Source organism: Moorena bouillonii PNG, from assembly GCF_001942495.1.
Classification (GTDB): domain Bacteria; phylum Cyanobacteriota; class Cyanobacteriia; order Cyanobacteriales; family Coleofasciculaceae; genus Moorena; species Moorena bouillonii.
Map to the genome: position 1 here is coordinate 4,050,677 of NZ_MKZS01000001.1, position 25,175 is coordinate 4,075,851.

The window sequence follows — 25,175 nt, forward strand, 5'->3', positions numbered from 1 at the left end:
TAAACAAAAATCTTTGCTACAAATTATATAAAGATTTTAGGGATTTCAAGGTTAGTTTGATAAATCAAAACTACCAGGTCTATTGTTTGGAGCACGCTTTGTACAAACTAGGAATAATTTGTTAGTCTATGGGTTAATCCCCACGCCCTACTGCTGGTGCTGGAAGTCGATAAATCGTTTCCGTTTACCATAAACAAACATAATTATGTACAGCTATGAGATAGGCTGTATCTGGATAGACAACAATGCAGTATTGAAACTCTGCCCTCTTCCATAGGCGCAGATTCTTCGGAGGAGTTAACTAACAAATGTTAGCCATTGCTCGAAACAACCACATCAACCTAACCTTCCGTAACACCAAAAGGCTTGCAGTCCATCAGGCAGTGCCAATTACCGCTACTCTCTCATGGTGGTGGGGGTTGAGGTTACCTTTAAGTATGTGGTTTGTAAGTATGTGGTTTGTAAGTATGTGGTTTGTAAGTATGTGGTTTGATTCACTAGCCTTAAAGCCTTTGCTGGCAGGGGCTAAAACTAGACTACGTGCCTGTAGCCAATCAATAATTTCGATTGATTGTCTTTTGAGTGGAATTTCCCACCACTGGGAGTCCCAGCCAACCTTAAAGTTTTTTTTGTATAACTATTATTGTAGTACTTTGACAGCGGTTAAAATCGCCTACTCGCGTTTCCTCAACCACAGAAATGACCATATAAATAATAGTAGTTTGCACTCTCCCGTGAGGCTTTAGATGACCAGCGCTTATATCCTGATTGCCTCAATTTTGGTGTTGGGGGGGTTACTCGCTACCTTAGGCGATCGCATGGGTACACGAGTAGGAAAAGCACGGTTGAGTTTATTTAATCTACGTCCCCGTACTACTGCCACGGTAGTAACAATTATCACCGGTGGCTTAATTTCCGCCTCGACCTTGGGGATTTTGTTTGCCACCAGCGAGTCTCTACGGGATGGCATTTTTGAACTTGATAATATCCTCAAAAAACTTAGAAGTGCTCGCCGGGAGGTCAGCCAATTAGAGGATGAGAAAAATCGAGTAGAGCAGCAGTTAGAGGACGCCAGAGCAGAGCAAATAGAGGTTCAGAAGCGTTTGGATGAAACCAATCGAAATTTCCAACAGGCTCAAAATCAACTGAAAGATGTCTCTGCTCAGCTTGGGGTGCTGCGTACTGAAATTAAGTCACTCCTAGGGGAACGTCAGCTGCTAATCCAACAGCGGAATCAACTCAATGAACAAATTACCCAACTCCAGAGCCAAATCACTCAATTAAAAGAATTGGTGAAGAAACGGGATCAGGAAATGCTGGAGCGAGACCAAGCTATCCAAGAGCGAGACCAAGCTATCCTCAAACAAGACCAAACGATCCAACAGCGGGAGCAAGAGCTGGCTGAGAAAGACCAAGCTATAAAACAATTTGACCGCAAAATTGCGGAACGGGATAAAGTCATTGCTCAGCGTGAAACGTTCCTAAAACAACTCGAACAAGAACTTAAAGAACTTGAACAACAACTTAAACAAAAGGAGCGTCAACTTGCTGAACGTAATAAACAACTTGAATCACAAGAAAAACAACTTGCTTTTTTAAAACGGGAACTAGAAATTCTAGAACAGTACTATCAGAATTATCAAGTACTGCGTCAGGGAAATGTTGCTTTAATTCGTGGTCAGGTACTCACTTCCGGAGTAGTACGAATTGTCGATCCAACAGCGGTAAATCAAGCCGTTGATCAACTGTTGAGCCAAGCCAATAAGACAGCCGTAGACATTACCCGTGCTAGTAGCAGTAATTCCCAAGAGCCACTGGTGCAAATTACTCAAGCACAAGTGGATCAGTTAGTCCAGCAGATTCAAGATGGTAGAGACTACGTGGTGCGAATTCTTTCAGCAGGTAACTACGTTGAGGGGGAAAAACCAATACAAGTATTTGCAGATGCAGCCCTCAATGAGGTTGTCTTTAAGGGGGGTGATATCCTTGCTACCATCTCCACTAATCCCTCAACTATGACCAATGAACAAATCCGCAAGCGCCTCGATCAGTTATTGGCAGCCTCTGAGTTCCGTGCCCGTCGCGCTGGGATTTTGGGTGATATTCAAGTTGGAGATGGTCGGCTGACCACCCTCATCAACTTTATTGAGCAGCTGGAGAAGTATGGCCAACCCCTTAATGTCAAGGCTATTGCCCAAGAAACTGCCTACACAGCTGGTCCTTTAAAAATGCAGCTGGTAGCGAGCTACAATGGAGAAGATGTTTTTAAAACTATTGTTAACTAGCTAGGTTGTTAGCAGTCAGCAGTCAGCAGTCAGCGGTCAGCCGTTAGCGGTCAGCCGTCAGCTGTCAGCCGTCAGCTGAAAATAAACCTCGTTCGAGGTGGCACAGGCCACAAGCGCTGTGAGGTAACTCAGCATTATTCGAATCCTTACCTCTTTTCTTCAAAAGCTATTCAAACGCTGATTGCTGATTACTTACTTTTTAAGTAGCTAGCTCCTCCGCAACTTGCCAATCGGGATTGTTATTAACTGCCTCCTGAAGTAGCTCAAACATTTGCCGACAATGGTTATTAACCTGTAGAGGTAACTCTTCATTTTTGACGACAAAATTGATGGGCACTTGTTGAGCAGTGGCTTTCGATTTGTCAATCAATACGTCCACTGTAACCAGCTTGGTAAAGGATATATTACCCGGACTCTCTCTTGCCATTATATAGTCATCACTCTCGTAGAGAATTTCAAAATCGCAGGATTTTAGAACCTCAATGAGTAACGGCAGAAGACGATCAAGGGGAATAGTGATTTTAATGGAACGAGTGTAGCGAGCCATATAGACCTGGGGCTTGCTGATAGCTAAACTTTTCTATCTTGACATTCCCCCGTGCTAGGGATTGCTCGCACGGGGGATTATCGGTTGATATACTCGCCATAACCTGAAAGGTTTATACCAACCAAGCTAGAGGGCAAATCTCCCGAAGGGTTTTAGGTCTTATTGACCCAGTTTTCCGCATTCCCTGCTGTAACTTGTTTATCAAAACGGCTGTTGATAGCTAACTAGTTTTTTGCTTCTAAGCCGACCTAGGTGACCAAATTGTTAGGCAAGGATTACGCAGTACCCTATCTCTGGCGATACTTTTTACTTTACTCTACGGACGAAGGATTTGGGCAATAACTTATTGTTTTTTTAATTTATTTTTAAATTATTGGTTTAACCAATAGGTTAAACTTGTTGGTTTATTACTTTATTAGTTGATTAACTTATTTTTTTTTAACTTTTGTTACTTGCTAAATTTTGCGTTCCTACTCTTGTTAAAACTTTCTGTTAATCCTAGATTATTTTAACGCAATTAGACCCAGATGTCAAGAAAACTATCCATGGCGGTTAAAATCACCCTACACGCTCAGGTTTCACCCCCGTTTTAAAAAGGCAGAGTTTTCAAGGAAAGACCCAAGGGGTAAAGCTTACGCGAAGGTAAGATTTTTTATGGGAATTCCCACAAGCCAAAACCCCGCGTTTTTAAGAGGCTGTTTGAAAAGGGGTAGGGGTGTAGCAAATTATGCTAAGCGCCGAACCATGAGACGAATCATGGCGATGTAAATCATGGTCTCGGAGTTTTGAGGCAAATACTCATAATCTTGAGATAGCGCGTCGATACCAATTCCACTTTCCCTAGGTGCGCTCGAACACCACTAGCTTTTTGAGGAGAATGAAACCAAAGGATTCTTCGGGACGCAGCACGAGTTGCACAATCATTCCGTTGGTATCCTAGACTTACCGTAGAAAAGGCTCACCGCTATATCCTCCGGACACCACTACCAGATAGAGGCGACGAACCTGCTCTCCCAAATGCTGTTTTCGGCCATTGACTTGCTTGCCTGCTTCCCTTTCCGGAACATTGGCTGCTGTGACCTTAACGCACATTACTAGCCCCAAGGTATCCACTACCGTGTTGCGTTTTCGTCCCTTGGTTGCAATGTATGTGTCGTAACCCACAGCTTTATTCACCCGGAGTGCTAGTGGGAACACTCTGACTATCCATGGCGCACCTCCCTCGGACTTTCAACTCGACATGACATGACTCGGTTCAAACTTCGTAAACGTTGATGAATCACATCCCAAGTTCCATCCAAGCGCCAGTTACGGTGCGGAGGTGTAGACTGTCTGCCAGGCCGGAAAATCATCCGGCAGATCTCGCCATTTACACACTTAGACCACGTAGAAAATGGCGTTGATGACTGAGAACATGCAGACACGGCTTCGACGACCCCCTTTCAAAGCTGGAGGCAGCAGTGGCTTAATCAATTGAAACGGATCATAAGTCAGATTACTCGTATATACTTTACTCATTGCTCTCACGGCCTTGTGTGTATTTTTCCTTAATCACACTTTACCCCGTGTGAGCTTTTTTACTCTCTCTCATACTTTTCAAACAGCCTCTAAACCGGGTTAGAAGTTACCGCAAGAATAGGCCAGCCTTTATGGTTGGTCGGCTATGCATAAAAGGTTTAAAACTTTATGATTAAGGCTGCCCTAATAAACAGGTTTCGTCTCCGGGATGTAGGCTCGCTGAGACTTTAGTCGCCTAGACCGAATATTGGCAAAAAGTTGACAATACATTAGCGCTAGGGTATAAGTGAGATATGGGTACAGGCTGAAAAACCGAGGCGCAAACGGGAGAGAGACCCGCCACTGCTCGACCTTAAAGTAGTAATGCTCGGAGGGTAGGGAAAGTCCTCCTTAAAAACCCAACCATCAACTAACAATTGGTGTGTGAACCCAGCAAGACACAACTTGAAACTAAACGGTACGGCGGGGTTAGAAGTTACCGTAAGAAGAGTGGAGCCTTTATAGTTAGTCGGCTATGATTAAAAAGTTTTAACCTTTTTGATTAAGGCTCCACTCTTCTAAGGTTTCGTCTCCGGCACGCCGGAACCAGGTGAAACAGGGAAGCAACGGACTTCATAAGGCACTTCTCAAAAAGTAACTAAACGCCTAAGGAGACTAGCCCGCTGGGTCTTTCGTGAACTGAACTAAAATCTTAGTCTTGACGGGATTTCGGTTTAGATATTGCCAAACTTCTGACAGAGTTAGAGACTTGGACACGAAGGTTTAAGGCCGGTCGTAGATCTAGGAATCCCCGTCACAAAGCGAGCGGAGAGTGTCAAAATAATCGAATTTTCAAACATACTAACTATGAATGTAGCAATCATTGGTTGTGGATACGTGGGTAGTGCCGTTGCTCACCTTTGGCATCAAGAGTTAGGGTTATCCACTACAGTAACCACTACTACCCCTGAGCGCGTCCCAGAACTAAAAACAATTGCTGACCGAGTGGTTGTGGTTAAAGGAAACGACCCGATTGGTTTAGAATCGGTAGTGAAAAACCAGGAGATTATTCTTCTGTCTGTGGGTGCTGCCAATGGTAAGGTCTATCAAGAAACCTACTTAGACACAGCCCAAACCTTAGTTTCTGTGCTCAAAACCGCTCCTACGGTACGACAGCTAATTTACACGGGAAGCTATGCTGTCTACGGTGATCGACAGGGAGGCTGGGTAGACGAAACATCACCGATTGCTCCCCCTAGTCCCAATTATGAAATTCTGGCGGAAACCGAGCAGGTATTACTATCAGCATCCAATCCTAATCTGAAGGTTTGTATCCTGCGTCTGGGAGGAATTTATGGTCCGAAGCGGGAACTACTCAAAATATTTGGTCGATTCGCAGGTACTACTCGTGAGGGTTCGGGTCAAGAAGTCACCAATTGGATTCATCTAGATGACATAGTTGGTGCGATAGAATTTGTCCGTTCTCACCAACTGCAAGGGATTTATAATCTAGTAGATGACCAAATACTGACTTATCAAGACTTGCTTGAAAAAGTATTTAAACAGCACAACTTACCCTCTGTATCCTGGGATTCCTCCGTTACTAAAGCCCGACCTTACAATGCCCGAGTGTCAAATAAAAAGATAATTGATGCAGGTTACCAGTTTATTCATCCAGAAAAAATTTTCTAATCTGATTACTCGGTGGGATTAGTTTACTGAAAACTAGCCTAAATATAAGGAACGAGGCGATTGGTGCATGAATCGCCTCTAGCCAAGATTCAACAAATACACTATCTAAAATAAGTGTGAATTTTTTGTGATAGATAGGATTTGGGATTTTAGGGAATCGGGAATTGGGAATTGGGAATCGGGAATTGGGAATTGGGAATCGGGAATCGGGAATCGGGAATCGGGAATCGGGAATCGGGAGTAGGGAATCGGGAGTAGGGAATCGGGAGTAGGGAATCGGGAGTAGGGAATCGGGAGTAGGGAATCGGGAGTAGGGAATCGGGAGTAGGGAATCGGGAGTAGGGAATCGGGAGTAGGGAATCGGGAGTAGGGAATCGGGAGTAGGGAATCGGGAATTGGGAAAAAATCTTGTTTATCTTATTATTATCAGAAAATTACTATGAGAACCGCTAGATATAATGTCCGGATAATTACCTTTAATAAAAATCTCCCCATCTCCCCATCTCCCTATCTCCCTATCTCCCCATCTCCCTATCTCCCCATCTCCCCATCTCCCTATCTCCCCATCTCCCCACACTCCCCTCTCTTTTCTATTTCCCTGGGCGCAGCCCTATGAGCTGATCGGTGGTACGGTCAACCCTTTAAGAGCCATCCGTTCTGCTGATGGCGTTAATCCCTTACTTTGAATTAAAACCCCAAAGCCACCCAATCCGGTGGGATCGATCAACTGGTGTAACCGTTGGCGACGCTGCATAATCCTGATAACATCCTGTGCTGTTGCGTTCGCGTAGCGTGACCTACGGCCAATCCCATTTCCCCCTTCTGTCGGATCAGAAAGGGCAGCTATGCGATCGCCTAATCCCAATGCCATTAGAAACAAACCTTGCTTGGTGAAACCTACCTTACCCAAACCACATAACTCTCCTTGTCGCTCTAGGGCAGTAAAATCCACATGAGCAGTAATGTCTTGTTGGCCGATATAACTATAGGGGTTATTGTGGTGCCGGTGGCGATAATAACACTGTAGTGTTCCCTGATCACGGGCTGGCAAATAATACTTTTGGGCTGGATAGCCATAATCAATAGTTAGGACAAATCCCTGGTTTAACCGTTTCGCAACCGTTTTTTTCCAATCCAGTGCTGCTAGATTCACCTCAGAGCGATAACCCTCTGGATAGGAACCAGAGAACAAATCAATACCTACCAAATCAAAATACTCTCTCAGTTGCGGTGTAGAAGGGGTATCTAAAACTTCTACAAACTTAATGTCATCGCCATCCTGATCAACAGTTGCGATATAGATTTCTTTGAGATCTCCTGCTTGCAGCACAACTTGATGTACCGGTAACGCATCAACCAATTCGTTAGAAAAACAGCAACCAGTCACGGAATTGTCTTGTATTTCTTCCCAAGAACACCACCGCACAGGTAACGAGTGTTGGTGATTGTCGAGTTTAGGTAGGTTTAGTTTCAACAACAGCTGCTTCTGTTGAGCAATCATTGCTGTTGCCTTTTCCACAATGATGTAATTTACGGCACCATAGCAATCTGGGTAGTGCTGGTGCAAGTAAACTAGAACATCTGCTGCTAGGAGTCCCTGTCCTGCTCCCATTTCCATCAAGGTAAAGGGATTAGGTTGTCCGAGGATATCCCACATTTGGGCAAACTGTTCAGCAAGTAATTCCCCGAAGTCTTTTCCTAGGTGGGGTGAGGTGAAAAAGTCTCCTGATGAACCAATGTTAACTGCACCACTGGCGTAGTAACCTAGCTGTGGATGGTATAGTGCTAAGTCCATGTACTGGGCAAAGGTAATTCGCTGGTTGGGTGCTGTAGCAATGTGATTAGCAATTACCTTGGATAGGGGTTGAGTAGATGGAAGGTTTGAATTCAACATTTTACATAGTATTGAGGTACAGTCAATTTTCTTCTCCCTACTCCCTACTCCCTACTCCCTTTTTTATAGCTTAAGTAGACACTTTTTTATTAGCCGTGAATACGCCATTGGGTTGAGTAATCACTGCTTGAGTTACAACCCCACCATTATCGATAGTGAAGTTAATACTAAATCCTGATAAATCTTTAAGATTAAATTCGGTTCCTTGGTAAGGAACTAACTCTATCTCTGGCTGACCAGCTAATAAGGCAACTAGTTTATTATCTTTGATCAAGATAGTCAGGGATTGACCATAAAAGTCATAGTCACCCACAAATTTTTCCATAAAACTAGTGGTTAAAATGCTTTGGTCAGGCATCCGTTCAAATACAATATCCTTCACCGTCGGCTCTAGAGGTATGGATAGTTTTTGAATAGTTCCTTTGGGGTCATTAAAGAAAGATAATAGTTGAAAATAATCATCAAGCATTTCTGATAGTAATTCAAAACTATCATAGTGGTAGTGCTTTAGTTCATAAACAATTGAATTATGAGTTGCCGTTAACTGCTGATCTTTGATCGCAATTGAAACTATTCCGTATCCGGGATGCTCAAAATCTCCTGTGTAATCTTCTAGGGGATGTGAGGGTTGAGTGTCAGTTTTACGCTGTGCTTGGGTGTTTTGTTTGCCTTGAACAGCCGCTTGTTTAGCTTCCTCAACCTTACTCTTAATCCTTTCATTCCAAGGAACTTCGTCGAGACCGAGTAAGCGATCGCAAATGTGATAAGTGATAATACTTGGCAATGGGGTTCTTTCGAGATTGGTGAGAACTACCACACCAATTTTATCTTGAGGCATCAACGTTGTTAGGGCAGAAAATCCGTCAATACCACCCCCATGCTGAACGTGATTATGACCTCGGTAGGCAGTGAGCATCCATCCTAATCCATAAGAGGAATGCCAGATTTCCGGATATTTAAGGGATGACGGCATCACCATTTGTGGCGTATACATCTGAGTCAAAATACCAGGGTTGATAATCTGCTTATCTTCATAGTTTCCCTGGTTTTGATGGAGTAGAAGCCACTTCGCCATATCAGTAACATTGGAATTAATAGAGCCAGCAGGACCACTGGTGTCAACATTGCGAAATGGGATGGCTTTAACTACGTCATCTTTCTCTCGATAAGGAAGGGAAAAATTCTCAGTATCCTGGGATTTTACAACGGAAAAATTGCTGTCTCCCATCGACAAGGGATTAAAAATTTCCTGCTGAACAAATTCTTCCCAGCTGCTCTCAGAAATTTCACCGACTAAGTAGCCAGCCGTCATGTACATCAAATTTTGATACTGATAGACACTCCGCAATTCATGATTAGGTTCGAGATACTGTAAGCGCTCAACTATTTCTTTACGAGTCAAAGAACTGTTATACCAGATCGCATCGTGACGGGGTAAGCCAGAACGATGAGTGACTAGGTCACGGAGAGTCATGTGTTCACTAGCATAGGAATCGTATAATTTAAACGTGGGCAGATAATGTCTAACCGGTTTATCCCAATCTAATTTTCCTCGCTCAGCCAAGATGCCCATAGCCATTGTGGTAAACGCTTTAGTGCAAGACCCAATGGCAAAGAGGGTTTTAGAGGTTACTTTTAAGCCTTTTTCTACATCCCTAAAACCAAAGCCCTCACAAAAGATGATCTCGCTATCGTGAACAATAGCGACTGCCAGCCCTGGGACTTTCCACTCTTCCATTCTCTCGTTGATAAAATCACTAAGACCTTCCATTAGTTGCTCTCCATTGATGTTAATTTCAGAAGTTTCGACGTAAGCATTCAGCCGTCAGCCGTCAGCCGTCAGCCTTGGCCGTTGGCCACGCTACGGGAATGGCTGAAAGTTGTTCGGTGTAGCGTGCGCGTCGCCCATAAGCACCTCAAGTAGCGTGCGCGTCGCCCATAAGCTTACGTTCCGACGCCAGTTGCTCATCTAACTCCCCACACTTCCCACACTTCCCACACTTCCCACACTTCCCATACTCCTCCCACACTTCCCACACTCTTCCCACTCACCTTTCCGCAATTCCTCCTTGTCCGGTTTACTGATAATCTGTTAATTCACCCATAGGAGATATCGTGAAGCGGTTCACCGTTGGCGGTAAAATTAGATAAGATAGGTATATCTACTAGAGAAAAATTACTTATGGCTAGTGGTAAATCCCAGACTCCCGCAATTCTGTCTTACCGCGAATTGCAAATCATCGAACATGTAGCGGCTGGTTTAACCAATCTCGAGATTGCTCACCAGCTGGCAATCAGTAAGCGCACTGTTGATAATCATATCAGTAACATTCTGACCAAAACCTGCACTGATAACCGGGTGGGTTTGGTTCGTTGGGCCTTAAAGTGGGGCAAAGTTTGCTTGAATGATGTCAATTGCTGTCCTTTACCAGCCCCCGGTCAAACTCAGTGAGACCACTCACTATATCCAGTCCCGGAGATTATTGAATCATTACTTACTGACTGATAGTTTTCAGAGTCGGCTTGAAGCTAGGATTAGGCAGTTTTGCTCAGGTTGCTTTGCTCAGGTTGCTTTGCTCAGGTTGCTTTGTTCAGGTTCCTTTGTTCAAGCCACCAGTTCAGCAACTCAGTGCCACTCGCAACCGCCCAGCTACAGAGCAAGAAACCAATGATTATATAAGTCGCACTGGCATAATTAGTTTAGTTGTCCAGAGTGACTTCTAGGCTTTTGGCTGACTGCTGATCACTAAAAGCTGATCACTCAAGGTATATCTTAAGTATATCTTAAGATATTTTTAGCGATCGCAGGCAATCTTTCTCTAGGATCTCCCATACCTGTTTAGGCGTTAGGGTAGATATCTACGGTATCTAGACTGCTATTCCTTTCGTTCTACCACTACTTTCAATCGAGCCGCCAATGCCCCGATCGCTCCCAGGGCGAGTAACCAAGGAGCCAAGAAAATAGCAGTAACTCCTCCTAATACTCCAAAAGTTAGCGGAATCTCCAACAAAATCCGCTCCTGGTCATTTTTGATGATAATTCGGCGAATATTACCCTGATCAATTAGGTCTTTAACTTTGTCAATCAGGTCATTACCACTAATACTGAATTCTTCGACACTGACCTTTGGCTGAACATCTGGCTCTACAGAATTGGAGTGATTGTTAATTTGTTGATCAGTTGGTTCATTCATGGTAATCTACTTAGGCACCGACTTGGTCATTATGGTGATTACTTTTCTACATTAACTCAAAAATAATTGTTAATGTTGATACAAAATGCTTAAGGACTGGTGGTAAGGGATTTTGGGTTTTATAATAAATAGTCGAGATGTTCGTTCTAGAAATTGTGTAACACCGCTGTGACTAAAACACCCCTACCCCTTAGTATCGGTGACCATAGGGATCACCAGACCCAACAACCGGACGCTTTGGGACGTTTTGGGAAATTTGGTGGCAAGTATGTTCCAGAAACCCTGATGCCTGCTCTAAGTGAACTAGAGCAGTCTTTTGAACAATACCGTAATGACCCGGATTTCCAACAGGAACTACAACAACTGCTGCGAGACTATGTAGGACGTCCTAGTCCTCTCTATTTTGCTGAACGTCTGAGTAACTACTATACCAAATCTGATGGTAGTGGACCACGGATTTATTTAAAACGGGAAGATTTAAATCACACCGGTGCTCACAAAATTAATAACGCTCTCGCTCAGGTATTGCTAGCCCAGCGCATGGGTAAGCGGCGCATCATTGCTGAAACGGGAGCGGGTCAGCATGGTGTGGCTACCGCAACAGTATGTGCTCGATTTGGTCTCGAATGCGTCATTTATATGGGCGTTGAGGACATGGAACGGCAATCCCTGAATGTGTTTCGGATGCGGCTACTGGGAGCAACGGTGCAACCAGTATCGGCAGGGACGGGTACTCTCAAGGATGCCACCTCGGAAGCGATTCGAGACTGGGTGACAAATGTCGAAACTACTCACTATATCCTCGGGTCAGTGGCAGGTCCTCATCCTTACCCAAGGATGGTACGGGATTTCCATGCTGTGATTGGGCAAGAAACTCGCGCTCAATGCTTAGAAAAGTGGGGAGGTTTGCCAGATATTTTGTTAGCTTGTGTAGGCGGTGGCTCCAATGCCATGGGCCTGTTCCATGAGTTTGTTAATGAACCCTCTGTGCGGTTGATTGGCGTGGAAGCAGCAGGCGCTGGTGTGGATTCTGCTAAACATGCGGCTACCCTAACTAAGGGACGACCAGGAGTGTTGCACGGGGCAATGAGTTATTTGCTGCAAGACCAGGATGGTCAGGTGCTCGAAGCTCATTCTATTAGTGCTGGCTTGGACTATCCTGGTGTCGGTCCTGAGCATAGCTATTTGAAGGATAGCAGTCGGGCAGAGTATTATAGTGTTACAGACCAAGAAGCGGTGGCTGCGTTTCAACGGTTGTCTGAGCTGGAGGGAATTATACCGGCACTGGAAACATCTCATGCGATCGCATATCTCGAAACTCTGTGTCCCCAACTCAGTGGTAATCCCCAGCTCGTGATTAACTGTTCCGGTCGGGGTGATAAGGATGTGCAAACTGTTGCTAAATTTATGTCAGCTCAGACCTCGAAAGATTAAAAAAATAAAAAATAATTAGGACATGTGGAATGTCAAGGGTAAATTGTAAACTACGATACAGTAATTCCTATAAATTAGAGCCCAGATTTTAGCCAGCCTGCTCATGCCAACACCATTGCTCAAGATTAGTTTGGGAATGCTGATCTTTACTGTGGAATTAACCCAAGTTTTTATCAAGGGTCGTTAACTATAGTAACCACTGTGATTTAGTTGCTAGTTATGGTGCTATAACATCACTTTAAAGGGATAACTAACACTACTAACTAACACTACTAACTAACACTACTAACTAACACTACCGGTAGTGGTTAGTCTCAGTGGTTACTGTCATCTTCACGAATAACTATGCCGTAGACTTTCTGATCATGGGAACAGAAACGGTACCCCATAGGAGCATCGAATAAACCAAATTCTGGGAGTTATCCCTAACAATACTATCCCATCAAAAATTATCCCATCAAAACTATCGCATCAAACACTATCCCATCCAACAAGCTTCTAGAAACAACAACCCATAACCTTTGAAACAATGACCAACACAACTGTAATCGAAGAATTGAAGGATTTTCAAGTTTGCGATCGCGATTTACCCGAATCTATATGTCAACAGTATCTAACCGCAGATTCCCTCGCCGTGGATACGGAAACCATGGGACTGATTTACCAACGCGATCGCTTATGTCTTGTACAGCTGTGTGATCCACGAGGACGAGTCACCTTTGTCCGCATTGACAAAGGACAAACAGAAGCACCCCGATTAAAACAGTTGTTAGAAGCGACTAATGTGCTCAAAGTCTTTCACTTTGCTCGGTTTGATGTCGCTATGCTTAGGCAAAATCTCGGTATTGAAGTCAATCCTGTATTCTGCACCAAGATTGCTAGTAAATTAGCCCGCACCTATACTAGTAGCCATGGTCTCAAAGAATTGGTCAAAGAGCTAGAACGGATAGATTTGGATAAAAGTGCTCAGAGTTCTGACTGGGGTAATGTTGCTAATCTCTCCGATCAGCAGTTGGAATACGCTGCTAATGATGTACGCTACTTGTTAAATGTGCGGCAAAAACTGATCAATATGCTGGAACGGGAAGACCGTTGGGAACTAGCTCAACAGTGCTTTGAGGCGTTACCAACTATGGTATCTCTCGATTTGTTGCACTATCGAGATGTATTTGAACATTGAATAATCAGAGACTGTTTACAAAGTAAATCTAATGACCGCTTAAGTAGCTCAATATTGGTGGGTTACGGTGGACAGCTCTGTGAAAAGGTGAGCTTTTCTCTTGGTGCGCGTTCATGCTTGTCGGGAAACCCGACCGGGGTCGCACCGCTAAAGTACTCACCGCCTAATCCACCCTAAGGGGCTGATTTAAGCAAAGTTTAACAAACAGTTTCCAAGCTCCTTGATCCAACTTAAACTAGTAGAGGGGGGTCTCACCCATAGCCCCTCCAGCAGATACCAGTGAAACGTATGTTTAGTTGGAAACGTGCCCAAATCCTCTTGTGTTTGGGCGCTTTTTTGATATCAGTACTGATTAGTCTATTAACCATCGCACCTAGTCAAGCACAATCTCAGGCATCTAAAACCTTGCCGCCATTGGAGATTACCAAAGGATGGCACTATCTCTGGGGTGATGTTTCTATCAATAACCTCCGGAATGCCAAGCTTTGTACTAAGGTCGAGATTGCCAAGAGCGACCCTTGCTGGCAACCATTTACATTTCCAGAAAGACTATGGAAGTCACAGCAAGATCAACAGCAAAACAATGTTTGGTTAGGGGTTAGGTTACCAGAGGGTAAATGGCAATCTCCCACTCTTTATCTCGGAGCAGTTCCGAATATACTAGAAGCTTATTTAGATCAGCAACTGATTTATACCCGATTATCCCCCAACTCATTGCCTCCAGCTAATGGTGACGGGTATCAATGGCCAATTGTTCCTCTTGATTCAAATTTTTCCGGCAAATCATTGTTCATTAATGTTTATGTCGGGACTGATCAGTCTATTTACATCGGATTTTTCGACCGGATAGTTATTGGTTCTAAATTTAACGTAATTCGGTGTTTGTTCAAAGACGAAATCAGCACCGTTTTAGGATGTATTTTTATTTTAATTGGGCTGTGGTTTAGTTTAACCTGTTTATTCAGGTCTCAAGATAAAGGATTAATTCTAGCCTTTGGATTATTAGCCATAGCTAGTGGCGTTTACAACCTTAGCCAATCAACCATTATTCCCTTATTATTTAAGGATTCCCTGAATTGGGAGCATACTCGATATACGGCTTTTTGTTTTCTGCCTATTCTCACCCTTATTGGTTTTGAACAAATATTTGGCTCAGGCTATTTTTCCATTATCCAGCGGTTATGGCAAATTCACCTAATTTATTCCGTAATTTCTTTAGGATTAATTGTTATCTACAACAGTTCCTGGTTGTATGACATATATATTGATCACTACCTGATCCTGACTAGTACAATAATTTTATTGCTCCATGCTATTCCTATAGCTATCACTCAGAAAAACTATTATGCGAAACTATTTATTTCAGGATTATCTATCCTGGTTTTAGGAGGAATGCATGATATTTTAGTTTATCGCTTTGAACTGGAAAATTGGTATCAGCGATTCTATCCTTGGGGAATGTTGCTGTTTATCTTATCCTTAGGATTAATTTTAGAACGACGATTTGCTGAAACCAGGCGACTGCTACAGGAATATAACCAGAAGCTAGAAACTAAGAACGCTGCTCTTCAGGAAATGGATCAGCTCAAAAATGAATTCTTAGCCAACACATCTCATGAACTTAAAACGCCTCTGAATGGTATTATTGGCATTGCTGAATCCTTGATTGATGGAGCAACAGGTGAGTTATCCCATTCAACAGCATCGAATCTTTCTCTGATTGTATCTAGTGGCAAACGGTTAACTCAGCTTGTTAACGATTTACTAGATTTTTCTGCCCTCAAGCATAAACAAATTAACCTTAAAATAAAGCCAGTGGGGATGCGAGAAATAACAGAAGTTGTTTTATTGCTATCTCGTCCCCTTGTGGCTAATAAAAATATACAATTGATTAATCAAGTTTCCTCATCTATTCCCCCTGTGGATGCTGATGAAAACCGACTCCAACAGATTCTCTATAATTTAGTGGGTAATGCCATTAAATTTACTGAACGTGGTATGATTAAAGTATCAGCAGAGGTGGTAACGTCTTATATTAAAATTACCGTTTCTGATACAGGGATTGGTATCCCACCTGATAAATTAGACCGAATTTTTGAAGCTTTTGAACAAGGAGATGGCTCCATTAATAGGAAATATGGAGGAGTGGGGTTAGGTTTAGCCGTTACTAAAAAACTGGTGCAGCTCCACGGCGGAGATATTGATGTGGAGTCTACCCCAAACCTTGGCTCACGGTTTAGTTTCACCCTACCGATATCAACAGGTAAAGTAGAGAGGAAACAGCGAGAGGAAGTTTCCAAGGTTCAGAATTATTTGGCAATGGCAAGTGACTCTGAGCACCTGATATCTGAGCACCTGATGTCTGATCACCTGATGTCTGATCACCTGATGTCTGATCACCTGATGTCTGATCAGACCTTATCACCACCAACTATGAAAGCATTGAAAATCTTGATTGTAGATGATGAACCAGTAAATCTTCAGGTTTTGGTCAACCATCTTTATCTGCAAAACTATAAGATTACTAAAGCAGTTAATGGCGAAGATGCATTCACAAAAATTACCCAAGGATACAAACCAGACTTGATTTTACTGGATATTATGATGCCGAAAATGACCGGCTATGAGTTCTGTAAAAAAATCCGTGAGAAATATCTACCGAATGAACTCCCCGTAGTCTTGTTAACCGCTAAAAATCAGATCTCAGATTTGGTAGCAGGATTTGCAGCAGGAGCGAATGATTATTTAACTAAGCCCATATCCAAAAATGAATTGCTAGCACGAATTAAGACCCATCTTCAGTTAGCCAAAATTAATGTAGCTTATGGACGCTTTGTGCCTCGGGAGTTTCTGCAATTTTTAGAAAGGGACAGTATTATTGATGTCCAATTAGGAGACAATGTCCAAAAAGAGATGACAGTACTTTTTTCTGATATTCGCTCCTTTACTAGTTTATCAGAGAAGATGTCACCGCAAGACAATTTTAATTTTATCAATGACTATTTAAGTCGAGTCAGTCCAGTGATTCGTAATTATAACGGCTTCATTGATAAATATATTGGTGATGCCGTGATGGCGTTGTTTCCCGAAAAGGCTGATCATGCCCTAAAGGCAGCCATTGAGATGCAAAAGCAAGTTTATAGTTATAACTCCCATCGGAACAATAGTGGTTATGAACCGATTGCGAGTGGTATTGGTTTGCACAAGGGGAGTTTAATTTTAGGAACAGTGGGGGAATCTCAACGGATGGATACAACCGTGATTGCTGATACTGTAAATTTGGCATCCCGTTTGGAAAGTTTAACCAAGATTTATGGAGCAGAGATTTTGATTAGTAAACCAACCTTGACTGATCTGGATAATCGAGAAAGTTATCATTATCGGTGTCTAGGGCGAGTTAAGGTCAAGGGTAAAAGTCAACCAGTGGAAATCTTTGAAGTGTATGATGCTAATCCCGAGCATTTGATTGCTTTCAAGTCCGACACAAATCCTCGGTTTGAGGAAGCAGTTGCCTATTATGTAGAAGAAGACTTTGCTCAGGCGCAACGGATTTTTGAGCAACTTTTACAGAGTAATCACCAAGACCGGGTGGTTGAACTTTATATTGAACGGTGTGCTAAAGCCAGGGTGTTTGGGGTGTCGGAATTGGATATTGTGATTACTTGAATTGGTATTAGAGGGAACAGGGAACAGGGAATAGGGAATAGGGAGATGGGGAGATGGGGAGTGTGGGGAGATGGGGAGATGGGGAGATGTAGATGTAGGGTGGGCAGTGCATCAGACAGATTGATGTGCTTACCATCGGCTGGCTCGGCACTGCCCACCAAGGATTAACCACAATAGATGTAGGGTGGGCAGTGCATCAGACAGATTGATGTGCTTACCATCGTCTGGCTCGGCACTGCCCACCAAGGATTAATCTAACCCAAAAAAAGTAGCCGCAGAAATACCTTCCACGGCTAGCAATTGTTACTTATGTCTTAACTTTGTAAACCTAATCAAACATAATCCGATCACACCGTAAGCTAATGCGCTACCTCACAGGCTAGAAGCCTGTGCCACACATGCTACACGAACAGATCTGATGCTTTTGCCAGGGGGCTTTGCCCCCTGAAATTTAAGCCCTTAACCCAGCATTAAATACTTTGTCATTACCGTGATGAATTCGCCAGGAATCTCAGTCGGCTGAAGGGGGCTCCACTCGTCAACTTGGGCGTAACCCCGTGCATAAAGGGTATGGATGGTGTTGTTTATTGCCCGGCGGGAGCCCTGTCTTGATGCAGTCGCTCATGGGGGAAACCCCCAAGACCGCGCTGCATCGCTTCAAAATGTGCTTAATGGGGTATTTTTTTGGAGACCGTTCCTGAGGAGTATTACTAGGAGTGATATCCTCAGGATTGTTTTCTGGGTTAGGGCGGAAGTTGTCAGACATAGTAAAAAAAACGTTTTAAGGTTTACAACTATAATCATAACGATAATATTTTATTTTATCAAGGAATTTTATATTTTTTTAAGAGGTTTATTGATATAATATGTACGTTTATGGGATAAAGTATTTTTTTTGTAAAAAGGTAATTTTAAATTCTAAATTCTAAATTCTAAATTTCCGACTCCCTGGATTTTTTTTGTTAGACTAAATTGAGATTGGGTTTCATGCATCTACATATGGTTAAAGCTATATAGATAACTGGAGGGTAATCGGTGAGTGATTCAACGGGCTTAATCGAAATCTCAAGCCATCAGGACTTAGTGCCCAGTGCCGATGTGGTGTTTGTTCACGGGCTGGGAGGGGATGCGATAAGCACGTGGCATCCCCAGGGAAAACGGGATAATGATGACTACTGGCTAGGTTGGTTAGGAAAAGATAATTTATGCGTTAACATCTGGTCCTTTGGGTATAGCGCTGAAGCCACAAACTGGAAAAACCACAGCAGTATGCCCCTTTTCGATCAAGCTAGTAATTTATTAGATTGGTTAGATATCCACGAGCTCGGCCAACGTCCATTAATCTTGATTGCTCACAGTATGGGCGGGCTTTTAGTCAAAAAAATGCTCAACAGTGCCTTGACCTTTCAAAAGCAAGCTATTCTTGAGCAGACGAAAGGGATTGTATTTCTGGCTACTCCCCACACTGGGGCTCATCTCGCTAATTTAATTGATAATATTAGCGTTCTGACACAAACCACCGTAAGTGTAAAGGAACTCAAAGCTCATTCCCCTCAGTTACGGGAATTAAATGAATGGTATCGAGAAAATGTCCGGAGTTTAGGCATTGCCACAAAGGTCTACTATGAAACTCAGCCTGTCAAAGGGATTTTGGTGGTAGACCCAGATAGTGCCAACCCCGGCATTGAAAAAGTGAAGCCGGTTGCCATACCAAAGAATCACATTGACCTATGTAAACCAGAGTCTCAAAACAGTCTGCTCTATCTTGGTGTCAAGAGATTTATCAAGGAGTGCCTCAACACTCCTGGTTGGCTGGATAACATTAATAGAATAGAGGTAAAAAAAAATGGGACAAATTAAATTCCCCCACTAACATTACTAATCGTGGTACTCCTAACTTTGTCGGTAGGGACCCTCAACTTGAGCAGCTCCATCGGGAATTTCAACAGACCGATCAATTAGTGATTTGTGCCATTGCCGGAATGGGTGGTGTGGGCAAAACCGAATTAGCTCTACAATATGCTCTGAGATATCAGCATAACTACCCTGGGGGTTTGTGCTGGCTGCCAGTGCGGGGGGCAGATCTCGGAACTCAACTTATTAGTTTTGGGCGTACGGAATTAGGATTAACCATTCCAGATGACCTAGAGTTCAACGAGCAGGTAAGATACTGCTGGGGGCATTGGCCAGAAGGAACAGTATTGATTGTGCTGGATGATGTAGTAGACTATCAAGCCATTCATCCCTATTTGCCTCCAGCCCAATCCCGCTTTAAAGTACTGATCACCAGCCGTCAGCGTCCAGGGAATTCTTACCGACGAATTGACCTGGATGTAATATCCCGAGATTCAGCCTTAGAATTATTGCGTCAGCTTGTTGGCAAAGAGCGCATTGAGCAAGAACTAAACGAAGCAGAAGCCTTATGTGAATGGTTGGGTTATCTACCTTTGGGTTTGCAGTTAGTAGGAGGATATTTAGATCTACATCCGAGGTTAACTATCGCTAAAGTTCAAGAACGTTTAAAGAAGCAAAAATTAGCAGCCCAGGCATTACTTGATCAAAAACAAGGGCAAATCACAGACCAGTTGGGTGTAGTAGCAGCATTTGAGTTATCTTGGAACGATTTGCCACTACAAGCCCAGCAGTTAGGATGTCGTCTGAGTCTGTTTGCTCAAGCTCCTTTTGATTGGTCACTGGTAGAGTCTTGTGTTAGAGAAACTGAAGATGAGGATGACTGGGAAGAAGAACAAGAAGAATTGGAAGAATTACGCGTTCGCGTAGCGTGGCCTACGGCCAATCGCTTTCTGGTCAATCGTAATCTGTTGCAACTCAGTGAACAGCAAACCTATCGGCTCCATCAACTAATTCGAGAATTTTTCCAGACCAAGCTGGCTCAATTACCAGAGGCCGATAGCTACAAGCGAAGCTTTTGTCAGGTAATGGCGGCTGTGGCAGAAGAAATTCCCAAAACACCAACTCGCGATCAGATTGCAGCAGTTACCCCCGCCATCCCTCATTTAGCCGAAGCTGCCACAGTTCTAACTGACTGGCTCAGGGATGAAGATTTAATCTGGCCCTTTGTTGGCTTAGGAAGATTCTATTACGGTCAAGGTACCTATGACCAGGCTGAACCCTTGTATCAGCAATGTTTAGAGATAACTAGAAGCCGCCTGGGTGAGAACCATCCCTATGTAGCCAACAGTCTCAACGACCTGGCAAATGTCTACTCGTATCAGGGGCGCTACGATCAGGCAAAACCCCTTTATCAACAGGCATTGAACCTGTTGAAGCAGCGGCTGGGTGAGGAGCATCCCGATGTGGCCACCAGTCTCAACAACCTAGCAGCACTCTACCATTCTCAGGGGCGGTACGATCTGGCAAAACCCCTCTATGTCCAAGCATTGGTGATTGCCGAACTGAAGTTAGGGTCAAATCATCCTAAAACTTTAACCTACCGTAAGAATCTGGAAAGGTTGCGCTATCCTTGGAGGGTGATACGTAAAGCCTATTTTCGGTTAAAGTCCTGGTTTGCTGACTAGACCTCGGAGCATTAGGAATAGATGTTGCATTGCTGAGGGGCGGGATGAATATCAGTAGAGCGGGCATCCTGCCCGCCCGGAAATCTAAGGAACGGGCAAGTGAATTGAATTTGGGAAAACTAAAATATGATGAACATGCTCATGAGACTGTTGTATGAAACCTGTTCTACATCAAGGAAAACTGATAACCTGGAAAGACGATAGAGGCTTTGGTTTCATCAAGCCGAATGATGGTGGTAAAGACGTTTTCTTACATATCAGTGCTTTGAAAGGAGCAAGTCGTCGCCCAAAGGTTGGAGATAGGATTTTATACGAGCAAGTTACTGAACTCGATGGCAAAATACGCGCTGCCAGAGCATCCATTCAAGGTGTTGCACCTCGACCTTTCCCAACTAAAAGAAAACCGAGGAAAAGAAATTTACTCGAAACCGTTCTTGGTGTCGTAATTCTAGCTGCTATGGCATTGTTTACAATCCAGTTCAGTCGTAGTCGTTCTCCCTCATCAATCACATCAAGTACGAAGCCAGGATGTATGATAAAAGGCAATATTTCTGTCACAACAGGCAAAAAGTTGTATCATCTTCCAGCCATGGAAGATTATGAATCGACAGTTATCGATCTATCCAAGGGAGAAAGGTGGTTTTGCACGGAGTCAGAAGCGATCGCAAATGGTTGGCGTAAAGCACCAAGGTAACCACAGCCGCCCAACACTTAAAATATAGATATCAATTAAGAAAGCGATATATATGGCTCCAGTTTCTAATAGCAAGACAGCTATAATAATCCGCACAGAATGGGGATTAACCATTGCCGGAACACGTATCACTCTCTACGATGTGATGGATTATGTCACGGCTCAGTATCCACCCAAGTGTATTGCGGATGTTCTTAACCTAAGTAAAGAACAAGTAAGCGCTGCTCTATCATATATTGAAGAAAATCGTACCCAAGTCGAAGCAGAGTATCAAACTATTTTGCAAGAGGAACAGGAAAACCGACAGTATTGGGAACAGCGGAATCGAGAACACTTTGCTCGCATTGCAACAATGCCCCCTAAACCCGATCGAGAAGCGTTGTGGGCAAAACTCCAGCAACAGAAAGCAAGACACGCACAGAAAGCATGATTTTCTTGATTGATCACAATCTTGAGAGACATGCAGCCCGAATAATCAATATCAGTAGAGTGGGCAGTGCATCAGACTAATTCAAAAGCTGATAATCCTAAAATTAAGCACTGCCCACCGACAGTAAATTAACTATAAAATTAATCCTCTGGTGGGCAGTGCATCAGACTAATTCAAAAGCTGACAATCGTTAAAGTAAGCACTGCCCACCCTACATCTTTCTACTGCCCACCCTACATCTCTGTGGTGGGCAGTGCATAAAACCAATTGAAAAGCTGACAATCCTAAAAGTAAGCACTGCCCACCCTACATCTCCTACCGATTCCCGATTCCCGATTCCCGATTCCCGATTCCCGACTCCTAAAAAATATCCTTCTGCTTCTGTAATTTAAAAGCGATTATTAAATAAACCCCTGTGTGTAAGCACAGTAGTAGCCAATTAAGAATCAAATTTTGCCAAGTAGCATCATAAACAGGTGTTGCTTCAAAGGGAGGAGGGGGAAGCTTTAATCCAAACCGGGAAGACTGTTCTGGTACCATACTATTCACATTTACCAGGGCACCGTAAGCTCCCATTGACCAACGACTTACCATCAGCCAAGATAGTGTACTGGCTAATCCTTTTAGTTTAAAAATAACACCAGAAAAAATAATCTGGGGTAGCAAAATTAATGGTATAGTATTATTGGCTTCACTTTCATTTTTAACCAATGTCGATACCATTAGACCTAAACTGGTAGCAGCGATAATGGTTAAAAAAGTCGTGATTCCCAAGCCAATTTTCCAATCCAGTAGTTCAGAGGTAGGTGACTTAAACCCATAGAGCACAATAGTAACAATCAAGATAGTTTGTAAAAGAGCTAAGCCAGACCGAATCAGTACTTTGGAACCGAGATAGGGAAATAACCCTAAATTAACCAGTCGCTCTCTGGCATAAATACTGGACTCTTTCACAATTTCTTGCAGTGAACTAGATAGTCCTACCCAAAGGGCAGCACAGGTAAAAATAAACAGTACTTGTAGCGCTAGAGGTGCTTGGGTGATGTCGGGAGAATTCAGTTGAGCTAAAGGGTCTTGCCCTGACAAGGTCAGAATAATCAAGCTAATCCCAATCGGAGCAGTTAGTAAGGCTAGGGCAACACTCCGCATATCCCGCACTACTAGTTTTAGATAGCGCCGACTGAGCAACAGCAGTTGCTTGAGTTTGAGTTGCTTGAGTTGCTTGAAAACAGAAATACCAGCACTTTTGCTAGGGCTTGAGGTCGATAGCAACCGTTGACCAGGACTGAGGTGGGCTGAAATGTAAGTCTTGTAACCAGGTGAGCTGAGAAACCGCTGATGCCAGTTTTCACTATTCTGCTCAAGTTCCTCCGGTGTTTCCCCTTGCTCTAGCTTCAGGTAAATATCAGGGAAGTATCTTAAGTCTGGAGATGGCATCTTAAAAAAGTCCATGGCTTCTGTGGGAGGACCAAAGTAACACAACCGTCCACCCCGACCCATAAAGGCAATGCGATCGCATACGTCAATATTCGCAGTAGCATGAGTCACTAGCACTACTGTTCGTCCCTGATTCGCTAATTCTCGCAATAGCTGCATCATTTCCTTATCCAGTCCTGGATCTAGACCAGACGTAGGCTCATCCAGAAAGAACAGTTTTGGATCAGCCAATAATTCCACAGCAATACTGACTCGTTTCCGTTGTCCCCCACTGAGATTACCCACAAGAGTGTTTCTCACAAAATCCAGTTTGACTTGTGACAAAGTTTGCTTCACCACCTGTTTCACATCAGTATCTGGTGGTAATCGTAATTGACAGGCATAGGTTAGTACTTCTTTTACCGTTAAATCCCGATGCACAATATCATCTTGAGGAACATAGCCAATTTGTGACCGGTACTGATTAAAATGCTGTCGTAAATCTTGGCCATTAATAAATACAGTACCATTAGTAATTGGTGCAATTCCTAATAGCGTTTTCAGTAACGTAGATTTCCCAGTGCCACTACCTCCTACCAACGCCACTAACTGACCTGGTTCAATGGGCATAGAAACCTGATTCAGGATAGTGCGTTTTTTGCCTAATTTATTGTTAACCTGGCGCAGCAATTTATCAGCATCAATCCGAATTTGATTCCCTTGGTCAACTAATTCTAAAGTATCCTGCCTCAACAGTAATATAAACGGACCAATCCGAATCGTATCACCATCCTTAAGTAAGACAGGTTTATGGATTAACTTGTCATTAATAAAGGTACCATTTCTGCTATAATTATTAATCTGATAATTGCCTTCGGAAATCTTGATAAGGGTAGCGTGAAGGGTGGAAACCGTCGGTGCATCTAATGGCCAAGAGTCGGAAAGTTCAGGATTAGGAGAACGACCCAATTGCAGTGGCCACTTTTGGACACTTGCCAAAGAAAGCTGCCGTTTATTTGGCGTCACCCTTGCTTGACTATGGTCAGGATTAAAGTAACTGAGGCGAATGTAATCCCGAGGATTTTGTCCAATAGTCAACTCCGCACCATGTTTGAGAAGATACCCATCAGTGATGCGAGTGTGGTTAACAAATAGTCCATTAGTACTGGGATTTGCCCCATCACCATCAAAGATGCGATAATCCTCTCCCTCTTGAAGCAGAAAAGCATGGCGTTGGGAGACAATAGTCCAGCCTTTTTCAGGAATATCGAAATCTGACCAAGTGCGATCGCGTCCTAATCGATAAAATCCTTTCTCAAGAGAAAAACGAAGTACTTGACCTTGATTGTTTAGCTCTAGATAGCTCATTGTCATAGTTAGGAATTTTTTGATAATGTTTCCCTTTTATTATTTTAAATAAAAGGATGTTGAGTCTAAATGAGCTAACTTGGTCTCTAGTTTCAACCTGTTGATGACTAATAATGCAATTTTGATATAGCAATTCTCCCATGATATAGCAAAGGGAACAGCGGATCTGGGAACAGCGGATCTGGGAGCAGGGAGCAGGGAGCAGGGAGCAGGGAGCAGGGAACAAACATTCTCTCAAATGATTTAGGATTGCTATACTACATATGGCAATACAAAATGTGGGCTTGGTTCAAAAGGGGGTTTCTATCCCCATGACTTATAGCCTTTCTAGGACTCATG

General features: G+C 43.3%; 19 protein-coding genes and 2 pseudogenes. 14 read left to right on the plus strand and 7 right to left on the minus strand.

What is annotated here, in order from left to right:
* Positions 1-746: 746 nt before the first annotated feature.
* On the plus strand, positions 747-2,285 hold the full coding sequence (locus BJP37_RS16670) for a DUF3084 family protein (protein ID WP_075900414.1): 1,539 nt from the start codon (positions 747-749) through the stop codon (positions 2,283-2,285).
* A 199-nt stretch (positions 2,286-2,484) separates the two neighbouring features.
* Here BJP37_RS16670 and BJP37_RS16675 read toward each other — a convergent pair whose 3' ends face one another.
* On the minus strand, positions 2,485-2,832 hold the full coding sequence (locus BJP37_RS16675) for a hypothetical protein (protein WP_075900416.1): 348 nt from the start codon (positions 2,830-2,832) through the stop codon (positions 2,485-2,487).
* Between the two features lie 725 nt (positions 2,833-3,557).
* A pseudogene (locus tag BJP37_RS16680) lies at positions 3,558-4,350 on the minus strand (IS5 family transposase).
* Between the two features lie 846 nt (positions 4,351-5,196).
* Here BJP37_RS16680 and BJP37_RS16685 point away from each other — a divergent pair.
* Complete coding sequence (locus tag BJP37_RS16685) at positions 5,197-6,021, plus strand: NAD-dependent epimerase/dehydratase family protein (RefSeq protein ID WP_075900418.1); 825 nt, start codon at positions 5,197-5,199, stop codon at positions 6,019-6,021.
* A gap of 164 nt (positions 6,022-6,185) precedes the next feature.
* A complete protein-coding gene (locus BJP37_RS45060; protein ID WP_143727645.1) occupies positions 6,186-6,293 on the plus strand; it encodes an AraC family transcriptional regulator in 108 nt (35 codons plus the stop codon).
* 338 nt (positions 6,294-6,631) lie between these two features.
* On the opposite strand, the gene BJP37_RS16690 is transcribed toward BJP37_RS45060, so the two are convergent.
* Together BJP37_RS16690 and BJP37_RS16695 are read right to left on the minus strand one after the other, a co-directional pair.
* On the minus strand, positions 6,632-7,915 hold the full coding sequence (locus BJP37_RS16690; RefSeq protein WP_075900420.1) for a class I SAM-dependent methyltransferase: 1,284 nt from the start codon (positions 7,913-7,915) through the stop codon (positions 6,632-6,634).
* A 70-nt stretch (positions 7,916-7,985) separates the two neighbouring features.
* On the minus strand, positions 7,986-9,686 hold the full coding sequence (locus BJP37_RS16695; protein WP_075900422.1) for a serine hydrolase: 1,701 nt from the start codon (positions 9,684-9,686) through the stop codon (positions 7,986-7,988).
* A 3-nt stretch (positions 9,687-9,689) separates the two neighbouring features.
* Between BJP37_RS16695 and BJP37_RS39340 the strand changes: the two genes are divergently transcribed.
* From BJP37_RS39340 to BJP37_RS41960, 3 genes are all read left to right on the plus strand, one after another.
* Positions 9,690-9,839, plus strand: coding sequence for a hypothetical protein (locus BJP37_RS39340; protein ID WP_158069620.1), 150 nt, complete (start codon positions 9,690-9,692; stop codon positions 9,837-9,839).
* A 258-nt stretch (positions 9,840-10,097) separates the two neighbouring features.
* A complete protein-coding gene (gene pedR / locus BJP37_RS16700) occupies positions 10,098-10,367 on the plus strand; it encodes a photosynthetic electron transport-dependent transcriptional regulator PedR (RefSeq protein WP_075900424.1) in 270 nt (89 codons plus the stop codon).
* A 71-nt stretch (positions 10,368-10,438) separates the two neighbouring features.
* Positions 10,439-10,639, plus strand: coding sequence for a hypothetical protein (locus BJP37_RS41960; protein ID WP_075900426.1), 201 nt, complete (start codon positions 10,439-10,441; stop codon positions 10,637-10,639).
* Between the two features lie 152 nt (positions 10,640-10,791).
* Here the strand turns inward: BJP37_RS41960 and BJP37_RS16710 are convergent, their stop codons facing one another.
* Positions 10,792-11,109: a DUF4342 domain-containing protein gene (locus tag BJP37_RS16710; protein WP_070393480.1), complete on the minus strand. Its 318-nt coding sequence runs from the start codon at positions 11,107-11,109 to the stop codon at positions 10,792-10,794.
* A 168-nt stretch (positions 11,110-11,277) separates the two neighbouring features.
* Between BJP37_RS16710 and trpB the strand changes: the two genes are divergently transcribed.
* From trpB to BJP37_RS43590, 4 genes are all read left to right on the plus strand, one after another.
* Positions 11,278-12,543 (plus strand): tryptophan synthase subunit beta, encoded by a 1,266-nt coding sequence (gene trpB / locus BJP37_RS16715; protein WP_198954075.1) that lies wholly within the window; start codon positions 11,278-11,280, stop codon positions 12,541-12,543.
* 529 nt (positions 12,544-13,072) lie between these two features.
* Positions 13,073-13,723, plus strand: a complete 651-nt coding sequence (locus BJP37_RS16720; protein WP_070393481.1) for a ribonuclease H-like domain-containing protein — start codon at positions 13,073-13,075, stop codon at positions 13,721-13,723.
* 288 nt (positions 13,724-14,011) lie between these two features.
* Entirely contained in the window at positions 14,012-17,389 is a 3,378-nt protein-coding gene (locus tag BJP37_RS16725; RefSeq protein ID WP_075900428.1) for an ATP-binding protein, read from the plus strand.
* Between the two features lie 45 nt (positions 17,390-17,434).
* Positions 17,435-17,557, plus strand: a complete 123-nt coding sequence (locus tag BJP37_RS43590) for a hypothetical protein (protein WP_269087009.1) — start codon at positions 17,435-17,437, stop codon at positions 17,555-17,557.
* 291 nt (positions 17,558-17,848) lie between these two features.
* On the opposite strand, the pseudogene BJP37_RS42575 reads toward BJP37_RS43590, so the two are convergent.
* Positions 17,849-18,155: pseudogene (locus BJP37_RS42575) on the minus strand (hypothetical protein).
* Between the two features lie 269 nt (positions 18,156-18,424).
* On the opposite strand from BJP37_RS42575, the gene BJP37_RS16735 reads away from it, so the two are divergent.
* The 4 genes from BJP37_RS16735 (at position 18,425) to BJP37_RS16750 (ending at position 22,052) form a co-directional block, all read left to right on the plus strand.
* Positions 18,425-19,249: an esterase/lipase family protein gene (locus tag BJP37_RS16735; protein ID WP_229415337.1), complete on the plus strand. Its 825-nt coding sequence runs from the start codon at positions 18,425-18,427 to the stop codon at positions 19,247-19,249.
* A gap of 101 nt (positions 19,250-19,350) precedes the next feature.
* A complete protein-coding gene (locus tag BJP37_RS16740) occupies positions 19,351-20,928 on the plus strand; it encodes a tetratricopeptide repeat protein (protein ID WP_229415338.1) in 1,578 nt (525 codons plus the stop codon).
* A 154-nt stretch (positions 20,929-21,082) separates the two neighbouring features.
* A complete protein-coding gene (locus BJP37_RS16745; protein WP_075900430.1) occupies positions 21,083-21,622 on the plus strand; it encodes a cold shock domain-containing protein in 540 nt (179 codons plus the stop codon).
* Between the two features lie 52 nt (positions 21,623-21,674).
* Positions 21,675-22,052: a DUF433 domain-containing protein gene (locus BJP37_RS16750; protein ID WP_075900432.1), complete on the plus strand. Its 378-nt coding sequence runs from the start codon at positions 21,675-21,677 to the stop codon at positions 22,050-22,052.
* A gap of 360 nt (positions 22,053-22,412) precedes the next feature.
* Here BJP37_RS16750 and BJP37_RS16755 read toward each other — a convergent pair whose 3' ends face one another.
* Complete coding sequence (locus tag BJP37_RS16755; protein WP_081431222.1) at positions 22,413-24,836, minus strand: ATP-binding cassette domain-containing protein; 2,424 nt, start codon at positions 24,834-24,836, stop codon at positions 22,413-22,415.
* Between the last annotated feature and the right edge of the window lie 339 nt (positions 24,837-25,175).